General features: G+C 42.7%; 15 protein-coding genes. 5 read left to right on the forward strand and 10 right to left on the reverse strand.

The window, feature by feature from the left end:
* Positions 1–105 precede the first annotated feature (105 nt).
* Entirely contained in the window at positions 106–1,101 is a 996-nt protein-coding gene (locus KDJ85_RS08160) for an FUSC family protein (RefSeq protein ID WP_225819220.1), read from the forward strand.
* A 19-nt stretch (positions 1,102–1,120) separates the two neighbouring features.
* Here KDJ85_RS08160 and KDJ85_RS08165 read toward each other — a convergent pair whose 3' ends face one another.
* Positions 1,121–1,813 carry a DAPG hydrolase family protein gene (locus KDJ85_RS08165; RefSeq protein WP_225819221.1) on the reverse strand — a complete coding sequence of 231 codons (693 nt, stop codon included), beginning with the start codon at positions 1,811–1,813 and terminating at the stop codon, positions 1,121–1,123.
* A gap of 92 nt (positions 1,814–1,905) precedes the next feature.
* Between KDJ85_RS08165 and KDJ85_RS08170 the strand changes: the two genes are divergently transcribed.
* Together KDJ85_RS08170 and KDJ85_RS08175 are read left to right on the forward strand one after the other, a co-directional pair.
* Positions 1,906–2,547 (forward strand): TetR/AcrR family transcriptional regulator, encoded by a 642-nt coding sequence (locus KDJ85_RS08170; RefSeq protein WP_225819222.1) that lies wholly within the window; start codon positions 1,906–1,908, stop codon positions 2,545–2,547.
* Positions 2,548–2,676: 129 nt separating this feature from the next.
* Entirely contained in the window at positions 2,677–3,318 is a 642-nt protein-coding gene (locus KDJ85_RS08175) for an NAD(P)-dependent oxidoreductase (RefSeq protein ID WP_206082745.1), read from the forward strand.
* Between the two features lie 103 nt (positions 3,319–3,421).
* On the opposite strand, the gene iolB is transcribed toward KDJ85_RS08175, so the two are convergent.
* The 4 genes from iolB to KDJ85_RS08195 all read right to left on the reverse strand — a co-directional run bounded on the left by iolB (position 3,422) and on the right by KDJ85_RS08195 (position 8,414).
* The gene (gene iolB / locus KDJ85_RS08180; protein WP_225819223.1) at positions 3,422–4,252 is read right to left on the reverse strand and encodes a 5-deoxy-glucuronate isomerase; all 831 of its coding nucleotides are present in this window, start codon (positions 4,250–4,252) and stop codon (positions 3,422–3,424) included.
* Positions 4,253–4,426: 174 nt separating this feature from the next.
* Positions 4,427–5,320, reverse strand: a complete 894-nt coding sequence (gene iolE, locus KDJ85_RS08185; RefSeq protein ID WP_206082747.1) for a myo-inosose-2 dehydratase — start codon at positions 5,318–5,320, stop codon at positions 4,427–4,429.
* A 30-nt stretch (positions 5,321–5,350) separates the two neighbouring features.
* Positions 5,351–7,255 (reverse strand): bifunctional 5-dehydro-2-deoxygluconokinase/5-dehydro-2-deoxyphosphogluconate aldolase, encoded by a 1,905-nt coding sequence (locus KDJ85_RS08190; RefSeq protein ID WP_225819224.1) that lies wholly within the window; start codon positions 7,253–7,255, stop codon positions 5,351–5,353.
* 25 nt (positions 7,256–7,280) lie between these two features.
* A complete protein-coding gene (locus KDJ85_RS08195; protein ID WP_225819225.1) occupies positions 7,281–8,414 on the reverse strand; it encodes a Gfo/Idh/MocA family protein in 1,134 nt (377 codons plus the stop codon).
* A 392-nt stretch (positions 8,415–8,806) separates the two neighbouring features.
* On the opposite strand from KDJ85_RS08195, the gene KDJ85_RS08200 reads away from it, so the two are divergent.
* Both KDJ85_RS08200 and KDJ85_RS08205 read left to right on the forward strand, forming a co-directional pair.
* Positions 8,807–9,037 carry a type II toxin-antitoxin system RelE/ParE family toxin gene (locus KDJ85_RS08200; RefSeq protein WP_225819226.1) on the forward strand — a complete coding sequence of 77 codons (231 nt, stop codon included), beginning with the start codon at positions 8,807–8,809 and terminating at the stop codon, positions 9,035–9,037.
* A gap of 81 nt (positions 9,038–9,118) precedes the next feature.
* The gene (locus KDJ85_RS08205) at positions 9,119–9,403 is read left to right on the forward strand and encodes a helix-turn-helix domain-containing protein (RefSeq protein ID WP_225819227.1); all 285 of its coding nucleotides are present in this window, start codon (positions 9,119–9,121) and stop codon (positions 9,401–9,403) included.
* A gap of 67 nt (positions 9,404–9,470) precedes the next feature.
* Here KDJ85_RS08205 and KDJ85_RS08210 read toward each other — a convergent pair whose 3' ends face one another.
* From KDJ85_RS08210 to KDJ85_RS08230, 5 genes are all read right to left on the reverse strand, one after another.
* Positions 9,471–9,899, reverse strand: a complete 429-nt coding sequence (locus KDJ85_RS08210; RefSeq protein WP_225819228.1) for a PTS mannitol transporter subunit IIA — start codon at positions 9,897–9,899, stop codon at positions 9,471–9,473.
* 54 nt (positions 9,900–9,953) lie between these two features.
* On the reverse strand, positions 9,954–11,360 hold the full coding sequence (locus KDJ85_RS08215) for a sugar porter family MFS transporter (protein WP_225819229.1): 1,407 nt from the start codon (positions 11,358–11,360) through the stop codon (positions 9,954–9,956).
* Positions 11,361–11,768: 408 nt separating this feature from the next.
* Positions 11,769–12,755, reverse strand: a complete 987-nt coding sequence (iolG, locus tag KDJ85_RS08220) for an inositol 2-dehydrogenase (RefSeq protein WP_225819230.1) — start codon at positions 12,753–12,755, stop codon at positions 11,769–11,771.
* Positions 12,756–13,264: 509 nt separating this feature from the next.
* Positions 13,265–15,202, reverse strand: a complete 1,938-nt coding sequence (gene iolD, locus KDJ85_RS08225) for a 3D-(3,5/4)-trihydroxycyclohexane-1,2-dione acylhydrolase (decyclizing) (protein WP_225819231.1) — start codon at positions 15,200–15,202, stop codon at positions 13,265–13,267.
* Positions 15,203–15,214: 12 nt separating this feature from the next.
* Entirely contained in the window at positions 15,215–16,726 is a 1,512-nt protein-coding gene (locus KDJ85_RS08230; protein WP_225819232.1) for a CoA-acylating methylmalonate-semialdehyde dehydrogenase, read from the reverse strand.
* Positions 16,727–16,869: the final 143 nt, after the last annotated feature.

Raw genomic sequence — 16,869 nt, forward strand, 5'->3', positions numbered from 1 at the left:
TTCCAATCTGACAAAATACATATTCTCCCTTGTAATCCCATGATGCTTATTATTTAATTACCTTAATAATTAACAAGTTAAATATCGGTTTATGAGCGTCGTATTATGAGAATATTTCCCGCTATTCACGATGGGATAACCTTTACCAGTTGCCTATTTTTCAGTGCAGCAACCGCTTTTGCAATTTTAGATGCGCAAGCAGCTATGTGGGCGGCCTTCTCAACCTTATATTCCTTTAATTTATTCAATGCTGCGAAAGAATATAAAAATTATGCTTATACCGCGTTTTGTTTATTGATGATCTTAGTGGCGATTTTTATTGGTGATACCCTGCGTCTTGGTACAGCTTTTTATCTTTACCTGGCTGTCTTTTCGTTCATTTATTACCAATTGTATGGCACCGATCCCGCCATGGATTTAACCATGAAATTTATGATTATCATGTCAACCATTGGGACGATTTTACCCGATATTTCTAAAAGCTTAGCGCTGGGATTTATTATTGGCAGTACAGTGACGCTGATTACCTATTATATTCTTAGCCACAAAATGACGCGCCACAGTGTGATCACCAGCGCCTTAGTTGAACGCAATTTATTTACCTTGCGTAAAAATATTATCCCACGGTCAATGACCTATGCACTGGGATTATTACTTGCACTTGCGATCCCACGTTTTATCGACCTCGGGCACTTTTATTGGACACTGCTGACTTTTGTGTTTGTTTTACACCCAAAATCACAAAGCATTATTAAGATTACCTTGCAGAGAGTCTTAGGCAGCCTGATTTCTGTTTTACTACTCTATTTTTTATTTAATACCCCACTCATGCCGTATATCGGGTTAATTGCGATGGTCGTTTTTGCTTTTTTAATGCCAATGAGTTTCCATCACGGGTATACCTTTATGACTTTTGTTGTAACGAGTTTGATACTCTCCGTACTTGAACAAGTGGTGTATTGGCGCCATCCAACCTATGAATTACTGTTTGACCGCGTATTAGAAACCGCATTGGGTGGTGTAATTGCGATTGTGACGAGTATTATTTTGAAACTGTTCCGTGAGGGAAGCCCAACTGGGCAAACCGTGGAAAAAGGTTAATTTCCCACGGCGGCCGCATTTACCAAGGCAAAGGGGCTTTCTCATTATTCGCGTGTTCTCCGTAATATAATGATGGTAGGAAACGCGATAAATAAGTAAATTCGTTATAACAATGGCGCATTAATTCAAGGCCGATATTATCGGGCAATTCACTCACAGGATCGGCCAATGAAGCGCCGAGTAAAAAACGGCTACGCAACACACAGCCAAACTCAGTGTCTCGCGTAATGTGCATCATTTTACCGTCAACTGGGTAGCCTTGGGTATCCATCAATACATTGTTTCCAAAGCCAATTGAAGCACAAACTGCACCCGAGATAGATTGGTTTTCAATCGCCTGCTTCAGAGCATTTGAGTCAAAAAAGTCACTGGCTTCGCGAAATTTCAATTTAGCGGCAACAGGGGGGATCTCCCCTAATGATTCAACCGCATGAATTGATGCACCAATATAACTTTCCCCTTTTTTCCACTTGTCATCCCACCCATGGTGGGCAACATGGTCATGAGGATGCCACCAGCGAATGTGCTGCGTTGTTTCGAAGAAAGTGAACCACCACTCTACCATTCGACCTTTACAACCGTGCAAATCCGTCCGCACCGCAACAGTGAGCACCCCATTTTCATCCCGCTCAATCCCCATCTCTAACCGTAATGGTGCAGGTAATAGTATGTCATTTACATTTTCAACGGCCCAAGCTGTATTCGTTTTCATCGTTCACCCCAATTAGGAAACTTAATTTGTTTCCTAATTATATTTGAGCTAAAATACACCTAAGTCAAGCACAAAAAAACAGAGCGCCATTTATGCAAGAAAATGAACCGAGCAAATCGACACGCGGTAGACCCAGTGTTCCTGAAACTGAATTAAAAGAAAAAATTATTCAGGCCACTGCGCAATCTCTCCTTGAGGAAGGTTACTTATCCACCACCATTGATACAGTGGCAAAACGAGCTGGTGTGGCGAAAAAGACTATCTACCGCTTTGTTGATAACCGCGAAACGTTAATTGAGATGGTGATTTTGAGTTGGACAGACAGCTTTGTTCCCCTGTTTGAGCAAGAAGCACAATCAACCGATAACTTTTTTGCCTTGCTCACCCAAAACCTCAATGCAATTGCACAAAAAGTATTGTCTGATGAAGCCGTTGGGCTTTTTCGTTTATTACAAACCGATTTCAAACAAAAGCACATTTTGCTCGATAAATACCAAAAAAGTGGCATCGAACGCAGCCGTCAGTTATTAACACAGTGGTTAGCGCACCATGAAAAAAAGCAGCTTATCAAGCACGCGGATTTTGTGGTGCTCAGCGATTTAATCTTATCCATGGCCATCGCCGAACCATTGAGGCAGATTTCCTTAGGGCTCACCCCTGCGGGGTTAACCCCCACAATTGAAGCGAGAACAGAGCAAGTCGTTGCCCTTTGTAAACATGTATTACACCCATAAAAACTGGCGAATGATATCAAGAAAATGCACTAAGTACATTCCGCAGAAGATAAATCTGCCCTATACTTTGATGAGGTGATATTTACAAAATCAATCAAACAACAGTGTGTCACACACTAGGGGTTCCGTATGAAAATATCCATCATTGGTGCGACCGGTTTTGTGGGAAAAGCATTAGTTGCAGAAGCACTGCGCCGCCATCACCAAGTGACTGCCATTTCTCGCCATAGCAACACCCTGCCGCAACATGCTCATTTGATAACAGAATCTGGGGATATTACCGATGTGGCTTGGCTAACGTCTCGCCTTAAAGGCCAAGATGTGGTGATTAGTGCATTTAACGGTGGCTGGCAAAATCCGAACTTGTACCAAGACACGGTGACAGGGAACAACGCCATTTTGCAGGCGGTACAAAAAGCCGCGGTAAAACGCTTTATTGTGGTAGGCGGCGCGGGCAGTTTAAAAATCGCACCTAATTTGGATTTAATCGACTCCCCTGATTTCCCTGCTGAAATTAAACCTGGCGCACAAGCGATGCGCGAGTTTAAAAGCCAATTGCAAACCATCGATACCCTTGACTGGACTTATGTGTCCCCCGCGGCCATGTTAGAACCCGGTGAACGTACAGAAACATTCCGTTTGGGGGGGACTGAATTGTTGATGAACGGTAATGTGCCTGCGAAAATTTCAGTCGAAGACTTTGCCGTTGCTGTTCTTGATGAAGTGAATAACGCCCAGTTTGTTCGCCAGCAATTTACAGCCGCTTATTAATAAAGCATAAAAAAGCCGGTAATAATTTACCGGCAAAATAGATAACAGATTTGGTGTTTAACTTATTTCATTCATGTAGAACTGGTTTTATTAACAACTTAACTTACTTTTCACGATGCTTGGCTGCATACACATCACTATTGACCCAGTTATGGTCTTTTTCCCATGTGAATAACCACTTACGTGTTGGCCCTGCCATCACATTCAAATAGTAGTTATCGTAGCCTGCCATGGTTGCCATTGGGTGATACCCTTTTGGCACCATAACCACATCTTTGTTATACACTGCCATACATTCGTCTAATTCACGGTCGTCAGTGTAAACACGCTGCATACAGAAACCTTGAGATGGGTTCAATCGGTGATAATAGGTTTCTTCTAAATAAGTTTCATTGGGTTCATTATCGGTATCATGTTTATGGCTTGGGTACGAGCTGGTACAACCTTCATCCGTAAACACTTCCACGACCAATAAACTATCTGCTGCTTTATCGTCTGGCAAAATGTTGTGGACATAACGTTTGTTATAACCATAGCCACGTTGCTCAGCACCAATATCATCAGGCCCAATTAAACGGGTTGGGTAAGTACCTTTGCCTTTCGCACTGCACACGGCGAGCTCTAGAGCCGTTTCGGCTTTAACTTCTGCAAATTCTTGTGCCGTTACATACACAGCATAGGGTTTTTTACGCTCAAATGGATCCATGCGGTCGCCGATATTTTCAAACGTTTGATTTGGCGTTTTGATCGTCGCCTTACCTGCCACTAAGACTAAACACATTTCGTTTTCAGAGGCAGGCAAGGAAATGGATTCACCTTGTTTCAGTTCATACACATCAAAGTGTACATATCCCCAGTTGGCAATCTGCGGCGTGATATGCTGAGTACGCTTATGTGCATCTGGAGCATGGTATTTCGACAGTAATTTTGACATAACTTTCCTCTAGCTTTTTCAAGTTGCCTGCTAATACTCGCAACCTGTTTAATGAAATTTTTAACGTTCAGCTTTCAACTCCCCATATGTGAAGTCGTTCAGTCTGTGGCACAAGTATATGAACTGTGTAGCCGAGTGCAGCCACCAACGCCACAGACTGAATATAAAGCGGAGTTAGATTAAACCCGCCTCTTTAGCCAACTTAGATAAATTATTGTACCCAAGCGTTGCATATGTCAGAGGATGTGCAATTGCTGGGTCTTGCTCCGCTTCTACCACTAACCAACCATTTTCATACTGGCTATTTTTCAATACCTTGAAAACTTCTGGGTAGTTAACACAGCCATCACCAGGTACCGTAAAGACCCCTGCCAGCACTGCATCTAAGAAGCTTGTTTTACGGTTTTTCACATCGTTAAGTACGTCAGCACGAACGTCTTTACAATGTACATGGTTAATACGTTTAGCCCAACGTTTCGCTACTTCAACAGGGTCTGCTCCTGCAAACGTTAAGTGCCCCGTATCGAGCAATAAACCGACTTCATCACCCGTATATTTCATTAGGTTATCGACATCTTCGGCGGATTCAATCACGGTGCCCATATGGTGATGATAGGCAATTTTAACGCCTTGGGATAACGTATATTTCGCAAATTCCGTCAGTTTCTTACCGTATTCTTCCCATTTGTCTGCTGGGAACAGTGGGCGCATATGCACAGGCTTATTTTGATCCCCATGAATACAATGGGTAACCTCAGCGAATACCATCACTTTCGCACCAAGGTCGCGTAGTAGCGCTAAATGGCCTTGGACGGCTTCAATTTCTTCTTCTACACTGCGGGTTAATAGCTCACCCGAATACCAGCCTGAAACTAATTGTAAATCATGTTGTTTTAAAATTGGCCCTAAAACGTCGGCTTTACGGGGAAATTTATTTCCCAGCTCAAAGCCTGCAAACCCTGCCTGACGGCCTTCTGTCAAACAAGTTTCCAGTGACGTTTCCGCCCCCAGAGTGGGTAAATCATCATTGGTCCATGTTAAAGGGTTGATACCAAGTTGGATTGCCATGATGAAGCTCCTGTGTAGGTAAGAGAGATATTATTTACGCTGACGCCATAGGGCTATCAGGTTTAAATAGTTTGTTTTAATTTTTTGCACTAGCTCGTCATCATTCAGCTCACCTTTCATCCATTCTAAGGAGGGTTTACCAAACAACGTGCGACCTACTGCGAATCCTTTAACAATTGATTTTCCTGCTGCGGCATTAAAACCTGCTTGTAGCTCATCTTGCGGCGCATCTAACCCTAATAACACCACGCCGCGGCAATACGGGTCACGCTCTTGAATTAAAGCATCCACCGCATCCCAATTTTCCGCTTTCAGCGGTGGCAGCTTCCACCAATCGGGTTTAATACCTAAGTTATAGAAGCGCTTAATGGCGCGTAAATACAGCTCATCAGTGCGTTCCATATCCGCAGGTAAAATCACTTCAAGTAATAATTCATGACCCGATTGGCAACATGCGCTGTACACCTCTTGCACTGTCTTTTCTTGCTCTAAGCGCAGCGGGTGGTTGTCTTCTGGATGGAAGAACACCAAACATTTCACGATATGCTCTTTCGGCCAGCTAATCAGTTGTGAGCCAATATTGCCATGTTCTAAACATAATGGCCTTGATGCAGGTAATTCGATTGGGCGACCAATCCACCAGCCACGACCTGTCACATCATTGAGTACATCTTGTCCAAAGGTACTGTCACACAGTAAACCTGCCTTACCTTGTAGATTCGCTTCTTGCGACACTTCAAGGCTGGCGCGGAAAATCAGTTTTTTCAGATAAGGGATGCAGGAAATATCTGCTCCAGCAGCACGCGCCATATCCACAAACTGAATACGGTGGTCAAATGCCATCACACAAAGCTCATTCCACTGTGTGCTGCGTGTTGTGACTCGGTGTAGATGATTTAATATTGGATCAAGATCTGGGCGCGGCACTGCAGCAGCCCGCTGAAGATAGTTATCCAACTCAACCTTGGTTGGCATTGCTGGCGCACAGCCATGGCGTGAAACCACCAGCGCACCACAAGCATTCGCATAGGCACAGGCTTTTTCCCAGCCATCACCATTTAGGTAGCCCCGCAGCAGGCCTGACATAAACGCATCTCCCGCACCTAACACATTAAGTACGTCGACTCTAACACCGTGAACCGTAATGCCTTCGTCCAAAGTCTCTGGGATAGCACCACTAAATACCGAACAACCTAATGAACCGCGTTTACACACTAATTCAGCATCCGTTAATTTACGGATATTTTTCAGTGCTTGAATGGTGTCGGTTGTTCCCCCTGCAATGTGAAACTCTTCTTCAGTTCCCACAATGAGGTCAAACATCGATAACACATCTTGCAGTTGCTGCGTCACACTGTCTGAGGCAATAAAGCGGGTTTCTCCATCTCCCAAAGAGGTTAACCCCCACAATACTGGCCGATAATCGATATCAATCGCGGTTTTTACATTATTGCGCTTCGCATATTCCAATGCTTTCAAAACTGCAGCGCGAGTTTTTGGGTTCGATAAATGCGTACCTGTGATCGCTAAACAACGGGAAGAGGCGATATATTCCTCAGTAAAATCATCTGGCGTAATCGCCATATCCGCACAATTATCACGGTAGAAAATCAGCGGAAACGTATCTTGGTCTTTGATCCCTAAGATCACTAATGCCGTTAGCCTGTCTTTATCCGTGATCAAATGGCTCGTATCGCACCCTACGCGTTGTAATTCCTCACGTAGAAAGCGCCCCATATGTTCATCCCCCACACGGGCTAACATCGATGATTTCAAACCTTGTATTGCTGTACCGAATGCAACGTTACCTGATGAGCCGCCTAAATATTTGGCAAATGTGCTCATGTCTTCTAAACGAGAACCTATCTGTTGTCCGTACAGGTCAACGGCAATACGGCCCATACAGATAACATCTAACTTCTTCTGCTTATCCATTAATCACCCCTTAACTACAACAGAATTAATTGATTTCTTTTACTTTGACCCAGCGCTGCTCTTCATAAGAACGCGCGATGGCATCTAAAATACGCGACACTTTCCAACCTTCTTCAAAGTCTGGCCACAGGGCTTTGCCTGTCGCTACACCATCAATTAAATCGCGCACTTCAACTGTTTTTTGATCGTTAAACCCGATTCCATGACCTGCCCCTCCGCAAAATGGTGCATAATCAGGGTGCTCAGGCCCAACTAAAATTGTTTTGAACCCTTGACGGTTCGATGGCTCATCGTGGCGATACAGTTTTAATTCAGCCATTCGCTCTTGGGTAAATGACAACGTGCCTTTGGTGCCCGTCACCACATAGGTCAGCCCCATTTTGCGGCCAGATGCGATGCGGGAAGTCTCGATAACCCCCATAGCACCACCAGCAAAACGTACCATTGCATGTGCTTGGTCTTCATTTTCTACCGCGACCATCACTGAAGAACCCGCCTTTTCAGGGCGTTCTTTAATGACAATTTCCATATCCCCACACACTGTTTCAATATCACCCACTAAATATTGCGCCATGTTGATAATGTGAGCGCTAAGATCCCCCAACGCACCCAGCCCCGCCTTTTCTTTAAAGCAGTGCCAATGAATCGGTGCTGTTGGATCCGCCATATAATCTTCGTTATGGGTACCGTAGAAATGGATCACTTCCCCGATTTCACCGTTTTTGATGATCTCTTTTGCCAATTGCGCCGTTGGGTTCTTCATATAGTTAAACCCCACCAGGGTTTTTACTCCTGCTTTTTCTGCTGCAGCAACCATCTCTTTTGCATCGTGGGAATTAAGGGCTAGTGGCTTTTCGCAATAAACATGTTTGCCATGTTTAATCGCTTCCATCGCCATCTCTTTATGTAAAAAGTTAGGGGAACAAATATCCACCACATCAATATTTGGATCCGCTACAAGTTTGCGCCAATCATCCGTTGAACGATTAAAGCCCATTTCCTGTGCACGGGTTTGCGCAAGCTCTGGTGTGACTTCCGCAATCATTTCGCGAACTAACGTTCCTTTTAGAGGGAAGACCGTTGATGCTTGTGCATAAGCAATCGCATGAGCGCGCCCAATGTAGCCTGTTCCAATCATACCAATACGGATTTCTTTCATTTGTTCTCTCCCTCGCACATTCTATATGGCGCAATGGCTGTCCCAATGCTTTATTGAGTACTTTTGATTTGATAATACCGTTATACGGAATATTTATTTCATTTTCAATAAAATTGGAAATATTAATTTCATTATGTGATCTGGCATAGATTTTTCTGTAATTAGCTAATTTATAAAGAATTAAAAGTTAATAATCTCTATTTAACCAAATAAGTAGAGAGGGAAAGTCAAATAAAAAGGCACTAAATGAAATGAAAAATGAAATAAAAGGGGATGTGATTGGTATTGTATGAATTTAAATTACACTTATAGATTAATTGAACCTATAGCTTCATTTAACTCTTGAGTATCATTATTTTCTCTTTTTACTGTAATGTTCATGGAGGGTAAAAATGTTTAAAATTAAAATTCATGAAGATGCATTACAGGAATTAAAAGCTCTGCCAGCCTCATTACAAGGGAAAATGGTTCGCCAGATAAACAAACTATCTGAATTCGGTACCTTACTGAGAGAACCTGATACTAAAGCTATCACAAATGTTTTTTTTGAACTTAGAGCAAAAGCAGGCGATATCGGTCGGGCGATTTATGTTTACCGCTATGGAAAAAAATCTACATTTTAAAGATTTTTGCTAAAAGTATGGCTAAATTACCATCAGCTATTTTAACTTCAGCAGCAAAGCGACTAGAGGAGATGCTAAACGATGAGTAAAAAATCAATTGCTTGGGAAGATGCTCTCAACGATATTTTATCTGATCCAGAAGTCAACGCCATTTATGAAGCTGAATTACGAGCAGAGCGAGTCAGAGAACAATTACTTGCATGGCGCTGCTCTGCGGGGCTAACGAGTTCTCAAGTTGCAGCACGATTAGGCATTTCCCCTTCAGCCGTATCGAGAACCGAAAGGCATGCGGAAAAAGCAACAATCGAAACCCTCGCTCGCTATGCCGCCGCATGCGGTATAAAAAAACCTAAAATTATGCTGTAAACTCGAAATGTTACACCCACCATGTAAGTCAGTATCGCCATGGTGGGCGCATTTATGAACTAAAACATTAACGATGAAGGATACTCAAAAATTCCTCTTTGCTTGAGGTGAGTGACAGCGCATTCGCAATAAATTCATCACTAAAAATCAGCGCAATTTCTCTGAGCACATCAATATGCTCTTTTGATTTTGCAATCACACCAATAGCGATAAACATCACATTTGTTCGGTCCCAAATTACCCCATCGGGAAATTGGAAAATCTCCACACCACTGTGCAAAATAATATCATTCGCCGACTTGGGTAGGTGCGGTAAGGTAATCCCATTGCCTAAAAAGGTCGAAATTTGCTGCTCTCGCTCTGTTAAAAAGTGGACGCAATCCCTATCGACATAGCCTTTTCGTTTAAATTCAGCGCCAACCATTTGCAATACTTCGGCTTTATTTCTCGCTTGGCAACCTAAATGCAGGCTTTGTGTGGTCAGTTGTTCAATCATATTCCACCCTCTTGTAAATTCATTAGGTGCATTCATCAAATGAATGCACTGTGATTACATTGATGACAATTCTTCTTCCAGCTGTTCCAGAGATTTGTTTGATGTTTCAGGCAATAATTTCACCACAAACACAATAGCAAGGTAGTTTATCACCGCGAAAATCAAGAATACTGGGCCTAATCCTAGCTCTGCCTGCAATACAGGGAATAAATAGCTGACAATCGCGTTCATGATCCACATAAAGAAAACGGAGATCCCCATGGATAGCCCACGAATTTTCAGCGGGAACAGCTCTGCCAATACAACCCAGGTTAGGAAGCCCATAGTCCCTTGCATTACCCCGACAAACACCGCCCCCAACAACCAAATTAAGGTCGCTTTCACATCTCCAGTTAAGAAGTAATCCGTTGCAGCGATTAATAAGTGCAATGAGGCCATCAAGGCAAAACCACCCACAATCAGGGTTTTACGTTTGAAACGGTCAACTAAGAAAAGTACCCCAATAACCATACCACCGACAGAGAACACGCCATTAAGTACGTTGAAAACTAACGATGTTTGCTCAGAAAAACCCGCTGTTTTTAAGATTTCTGTCCCGTAATACATAATCACGTTCACACCCGTGGTTTGCTGTAATGCTGCCCACACTATACCGATAAGCACCAATTTAAAAATCCACGGTGTATTGAAGATTAACGCTAAGTTTCGTTTGTTAGCATCTGGGTTTTTCTTCGCTTCTGCCGCTTCAACGTCTAATAGCGTCACGATGTCTTCGTACTCTTGTATCGCACGTTTTTCAGGGCGAATTTGCTTTAGAATTTTCAATGCTTCTTCACGGCGATTTTTGCTCATTAACCAACGTGGACTTTCAGGGGCTTTCCACATACCAAATAATAAGCACAATGCAGGAACAGCTTGAACAAGCAACATATAGCGCCAAACATCTGGCAAATGCCCCCAAATAGAGCCAATAATGGCATTAATCGCAAATGCGGCTAGTTGACCAATAACAATAGCAACTTCGTTGAGCCCTGTGAGTTTTCCCCGCATCTCTGTCGGGGCTACTTCCGAAATAAAGGTTGGTGCAGTGACAGAAGCACCACCAACAGCAAAACCAAGAATAAACCTTGCCACTAATAAAACTTCGATATTTGGTGCTGCCGCAGATAAAAATGCCCCAAATAAGAATAAAAAGGAAAGGTAAAGTAGGTAAGTTCGTCGCCCCACATAGTCAGCGACACGCCCACCACAAACACTACCGAGCGCCGCACCCACTAACAGAACGCTCATCACTAAGCCTTCAGTCGTCGGCGTGAGCCCCATATTTTCTTTCAGTGATGAAAATGCGCCGTTGATAACGCCAGTGTCATACCCAAAAAGTAATCCACCAAAAGTGGCAACCAATGTAATTTGGTGCAACCTTTTTCGCTGTTGTTCGTTGAGATTCATTATTAATGACATATTATTACCTTATTATTTGAATCATTATGTCAGTCAAAAAACGCCTTTTCAGTATTTAAGTAAATGCTTTAGTTTAAGGTTTAAATAATGAAAATATTTTTTAACACGCTGAATTGAATCACTATTTAATTAACTTCATTATGTTTTAAAACCAGCTCCAAAGAGGGAGTTAAAACCAACAAATACAACAAGTTAATTAAATAGAGCAAAAATAAGATTGTAAAAAGTCCTCAATCTATATCGGAATATAAAAAGTCTGTAGAGTTTTTTATTAAGTACAAAACCCATTGCTTATCTATTTAATTGATGAATGAATATCATTAAATAGATTTTGGGGTTGTCTGCGGACGAATTTATTTCTCGCCCGCAAATTTGTAATCGAATTTAAAACATGTTCAAAGAAACAAACTACAATTTAACTTCTTTACCTGATTTTAATGACTCAAGTGCTTTATCCGCTAAATACAGCGCTAACTCGCCATCTGTTCCTGTCGTTTCTGATTGAGCACGGCCAGCTAAAATGTCCACGAAATGTTCCCATTCCGCCTTATAAGCTTCATGGTAACGTTGCAAAAAGAAATATTCTGGTTTCGCAGATAACGCCCCTGCTTCACTCAACAATGAAACACTGTTTTCCTTAATGTTCCCCGCGGTTAATAAGCCTTTTTCACCATGTAATTCGATGCGCTGGTCATAGCCATAACCTGAACGGCGGCTATTAGAAATGGTTGCCATCGCACCCGATGGGAATTTCAAAATAATAAATGCGGTATCGATATCACCAGCTTGACCAATGGCAGGGTCAACAACATTGCTACCCTGAGCAAAAACTGAGCATGGTTCTTCGCCTATCATAAAACGCGCCATATCAAAGTCATGGATAGTCATGTCTCTGAACATGCCGCCAGACACTTTGACATATTCTGCTGGTGGAGGTGACGGGTCACGAGAAGTAATAATTAAAGATTCCGCTTTACCAATTGCGCCTTGTTGGAATAAATTTTTCAGGTGGCGAAACTGTGGGTCATAGCGGCGGTTAAAACCAATAAATAAGGGTACATTATGTTCTTTAACGCTTTTTATGCACTGTCTAACACGCTCTAGGTCAAGGTGAACAGGCTTTTCACAGAAAATGACTTTTTTATATTTGGCAGCAAGTTCGATTAAATCAGCGTGGGTATCTGTCGCAGAAGCAATCAAAACACCGTGAACATCCGGGTCTTGCATCGCTTCTTCTGTCGTTTGCACTTTTGCTTGATATTTCTCAGCCAAGGCAACCGCGTTGGGTTGATAAGGGTCGATAACAGAATAAAGTGCGGTTTCTTTATGGCCGGCAATATTAACAGCATGAACCTGTCCGATACGTCCTGCGCCGAATAGTGCTATATTGAACATTCAAATGCTCCTTGATACTTTAAATCCACTATTTGGATAGTATGAAATATACCAAACAAAACGTTCATTTCAATTTATAATCTTTTGGAAATTATGTTTTTGGGCTCTAGGTAACAAATGTTACATTAAAGTGGATTTTTAGTGTTATTTAGATCACAAAATAATAATGCAAGCTATCGGTATTTGACAATAAAGTCTGCGCGTTATATCCCTTTTTTATTTCATTGTCTCCTCCACTAACTTACCAAAGTCATATTTTAAAACATACATTCCATTTTATTGGTTTTTAAATTATTAAAACCATAAAAAAACCCAGCAAAAGCTGGGCTAAAATAAAAGTAAGCTAACGCGCACGTTAACCTCAGAGAATATAGAATAAAAAGCAATCCTTGCTAAATTTTCCAATAACGACCCTACCTGACGATATTAACGCTATAGGCATGACACCCAGAAGCGCTCCTCGGCGGTTAACAACCGCCGATTCCATTCAATGAGTCACTAGACATTCATTAATAAAGACGAACGTTGTTCTCAACCATCTGTTTAATACTTTCTGCCGCTGCAACGATTTCTGGTTTCTCAGAGACTTGAGCCGTACCTGTACGCCACCATGCCTCATAGCCATTTGTCATTGTTTTTGGCAATACCTTAATATCAATCAATACACAACCTGAATGCTCTTTAGCACCCATGAGTGCTTCCAAGAGCTGTGTTTCATCATGTACTCGATAACTTTTACATCCATAACTTTCTGCGTTTTTCGCAAAGTCCACTTTCACTAATGGCCCATCCATTAAGCCAGTTTGTGGGTTTCGATAGCGATTTTCTGTGCCAAAACTGCCCATACCTTGGCTCATCTGTAAGTTATTGATGCAACCAAACCCTGCGTTATCAAACAATAAAATAGTGATTTTAATGTTCTCTTGAATGGCGGTTTGTAACTCGCTATGCAACATTAGGTAAGAACCATCGCCAACCATCGCATACACAGGTTGCTTCGGTGCGGCAATTTTAGCACCGACTGCTGCCGCAATTTCATATCCCATGCAGGAATAGCCGTATTCTAAATGGTAGGTATCACGTTGTTTTGGTAACCAAATACGCTGTAAGTCACCAGGTAATGAGCCCGCGGCACCCACAATAATGGCGTTATCTTCCAGATGTTGCTGCATCAGCCCCAGTACGCGGGTTTGCGTTAATTCGGTACCTAGAACCTTACAGTATTCTTCAAGTTTATCATCGAGATGGCCTGCAATTTCAGGAACAAAATCTAACGGCTGGTACTGAATACTAAACAAGCGATCGAGTTCCGCTTTCCATTGTGATTTCGCCTGTTTAATTTCATCACCCCATTGCCCTTGGTAGCCCGTCACTTTCATTTTGGCATCAAGTGCTTGCAGCCCTTCTCTTGCATCTGCCACCACTTTTAAAGCATCTAATTTACTGGCATCAAACTCGGCGACATTAATGTTCAAGAATTCAACGTGAGGATGACTAAATAAAGATTTAGAAGCTGTTGTAAAATCGGTAAATCGGGTGCCGACACCAATAATAAGATCAGCTTCTTTCGCTAATAAATTCGCCGCTAATCCCCCTGTCGTACCGATTCCCCCCATATTAAGTGGATGGCTCGCAACAATAGCACTTTTCCCTGCTTGGGTTTCACCAAACGGAATGTGGTAATCTTCTGCAAACTGGATAAATGCATCATGTGCTTCAGAATAACGCACCCCACCACCGCAGACTAACAGTGGCTTTTTCTTACTTTGAATCAGGGCAACCGCCTCTTCAATACTCACCGTTGTTGCAGGGCGCCGCTCGATACGATGAACACGTTTTTCAAAGAAGTAATCAGGGTAATCCCACGCTTCACCTTGTACATCTTGTGGTAAGCAAATGGTTACCGCCCCTGTATCCGCAGGGTCAGTTAATACCCGCATGGCATTAACCATCGCAGCCATCAATTGTTCTGGGCGTGAAATTCTGTCCCAATAGCGGGAAACAGGACGAAAGCAATCGTTGGTGCTGATAGTTCCATCGCCGTATTGTTCAACTTGCTGTAAAACAGGATCTGGCTGACGTGTTGCGAACGTGTCACCAGGCAATAACAACAATGGGATACGGTTTGCCGTGGCGGTCGCGGCAGCGGTGATCATATTCGCTGCACCAGGCCCCACCGAAGAGGTAACCGCAAAAATTTGCTTACGTTTTTTTTGCTTAGCAAAACCTGTCGCAATATGTGCCATGCCTTGCTCGTTACACCCTTGATAAACACGCAGGTGACCAGGCGCCTCTTCAAGCGCCTGCCCTAAACCTACAACGTTACCATGGCCAAAAATCGTAAATACTCCCTGAATAAACGGATACTGCTCACCATCGACATCAACATATTGTTGGTTAAGAAACTTTACCAATGCTTGAGCTGTGGTCATTTTCTGCTTATTCATCTGGGTCTCCATTTATTCCATGGTTGGCATTGTGAAACTACTTTCGTGATGCTCTAAACGCACACTGGCTGGCCAACGGCTTGTCACCGTTTTCATGCGAGTATAGAAGCGTACACCATCATTTCCATGCACATTTAAGGGGCCAAAAATTGAACGTTTCCATCCACCAAAGCTGTGGAATGCCATTGGGACAGGAATAGGAATATTGATACCAACCATACCCGCTTGAACATTCTCTTGGAATTCACGCGCCGTTTCACCATCACGGGTAAAAATCGCGGTTCCATTACCATATTCGTGTTGGTTAATCAGTTTCAACCCCGTTTCAAAATCTGGTACACGGACAACGGCAAGCACGGGTCCAAAAATCTCTTCTTTATAAATGTCCATTTCAGGAGTGACATTATCAAATAATGTTGGCCCAACGAAATAGCCATTTTCAAACCCTGCCACTTTAAAATCTCGACCATCAACTAACAGAGTCGCGCCTTGTTTTTCGCCACTGGTAATATAGTCACAAATTTTGGCTTTATGTTGCGCAGAGATAACTGGCCCCATATCGTTTTCTTTACCTTCAGTGATACCTGGGCCAACTGTCATTTTGGCAATTTGCCCTTTCAGGTTCGCAATCAACGCATCTGCGGTTTCATCGCCCACAGCAAGCACAACCGACAGCGCCATACAGCGCTCACCCGCAGCACCAAACGCAGCGCCCATAATCGCATTCGCAGCCTGCCCCATATCGGCATCAGGCATTAAAATACAGTGGTTTTTCGCACCACCTAATGCTTGGCAACGCTTACCATGGGCAGATGCTGTTGCGTAAATGTACTCGGCAATCGGCGTTGAACCAACAAAACTAACTGCTTGGACTTCAGGCGCAGTTAATAAGACATCAACAGACTCTTTATCCCCTTGTACAACGTTAAACACGCCATCTGGTAATCCCGCTTCTTTCAGCAGTTTTGCTAGTGCCAATGCTAAGGATGGATCTTTTTCAGAAGGTTTTAAAACAAAGGTATTTCCCGTTGCAATCGCCACTGGGAACATCCACATTGGCACCATTGCAGGGAAGTTAAACGGCGTAATCCCTGCACAAACACCTAAAGGTTGCATTAATGAATGGCTGTCTACGCCCGTTGCCACATTGGCCGAGTGCTCACCTTTTTGTAAATGCGGAATACCACACGCAAATTCAACGACTTCCAATCCACGGGTCAACTCCCCCACAGCATCGGAAAAAACTTTACCGTGTTCTTTTGAAATCAGGTGAGCCAAATCATCCATGTTGTCTTCGAGTAATGCTTTAAATTTAAAAAGGATGCGAGAACGTTTTAACGGTGATAATTTTGCCCATTTAGGGAATGCTTTGTGTGCAACTTCTATGGCTTTTTTCGTTTCATCAGCGCTGCTAAGCCCCACTTGTGCAATTTGCGTTCCTGTTGCAGGGTTAAATACTGGCGCAAATCGCCCACTTTGACTGGATACGATTTCACCACCAATAAAATTATGAATCTGTTCCATGCTGCCTCTCTTTAGCTGATAGAGTTACCTTGTGTTATTTAATGTATATGAAATATTCATTTCATTTTCAACCAAATTTGAAATAACATTCAATTTATGTGATCCAGCCAAAGTTTTTATGAAATTTTCTATTCACTTTAAAT

Source organism: Providencia vermicola (genome assembly GCF_020381325.1).
Taxonomy (GTDB): domain Bacteria; phylum Pseudomonadota; class Gammaproteobacteria; order Enterobacterales; family Enterobacteriaceae; genus Providencia; species Providencia vermicola.

Bases quoted from the DNA above. Each gene is read 5' to 3' on its own strand.
- KDJ85_RS08160 (WP_225819220.1), top strand. From the start codon at position 106: ATGAGAATATTTCCCGCTATTCACGATGGGATAACCTTTACCAGTTGC.
- KDJ85_RS08165 (WP_225819221.1), bottom strand. From the start codon at position 1,813: ATGAAAACGAATACAGCTTGGGCCGTTGAAAATGTAAATGACATACTA.
- KDJ85_RS08170 (WP_225819222.1), top strand. From the start codon at position 1,906: ATGCAAGAAAATGAACCGAGCAAATCGACACGCGGTAGACCCAGTGTT.
- KDJ85_RS08175 (WP_206082745.1), top strand. From the start codon at position 2,677: ATGAAAATATCCATCATTGGTGCGACCGGTTTTGTGGGAAAAGCATTA.
- iolB (WP_225819223.1), bottom strand. From the start codon at position 4,252: ATGTCAAAATTACTGTCGAAATACCATGCTCCAGATGCACATAAGCGT.
- iolE (WP_206082747.1), bottom strand. From the start codon at position 5,320: ATGGCAATCCAACTTGGTATCAACCCTTTAACATGGACCAATGATGAT.
- KDJ85_RS08190 (WP_225819224.1), bottom strand. From the start codon at position 7,255: ATGGATAAGCAGAAGAAGTTAGATGTTATCTGTATGGGCCGTATTGCC.
- KDJ85_RS08195 (WP_225819225.1), bottom strand. From the start codon at position 8,414: ATGAAAGAAATCCGTATTGGTATGATTGGAACAGGCTACATTGGGCGC.
- KDJ85_RS08200 (WP_225819226.1), top strand. From the start codon at position 8,807: ATGTTTAAAATTAAAATTCATGAAGATGCATTACAGGAATTAAAAGCT.
- KDJ85_RS08205 (WP_225819227.1), top strand. From the start codon at position 9,119: ATGAGTAAAAAATCAATTGCTTGGGAAGATGCTCTCAACGATATTTTA.
- KDJ85_RS08210 (WP_225819228.1), bottom strand. From the start codon at position 9,899: ATGATTGAACAACTGACCACACAAAGCCTGCATTTAGGTTGCCAAGCG.
- KDJ85_RS08215 (WP_225819229.1), bottom strand. From the start codon at position 11,360: ATGTCATTAATAATGAATCTCAACGAACAACAGCGAAAAAGGTTGCAC.
- iolG (WP_225819230.1), bottom strand. From the start codon at position 12,755: ATGTTCAATATAGCACTATTCGGCGCAGGACGTATCGGACAGGTTCAT.
- iolD (WP_225819231.1), bottom strand. From the start codon at position 15,202: ATGAATAAGCAGAAAATGACCACAGCTCAAGCATTGGTAAAGTTTCTT.
- KDJ85_RS08230 (WP_225819232.1), bottom strand. From the start codon at position 16,726: ATGGAACAGATTCATAATTTTATTGGTGGTGAAATCGTATCCAGTCAA.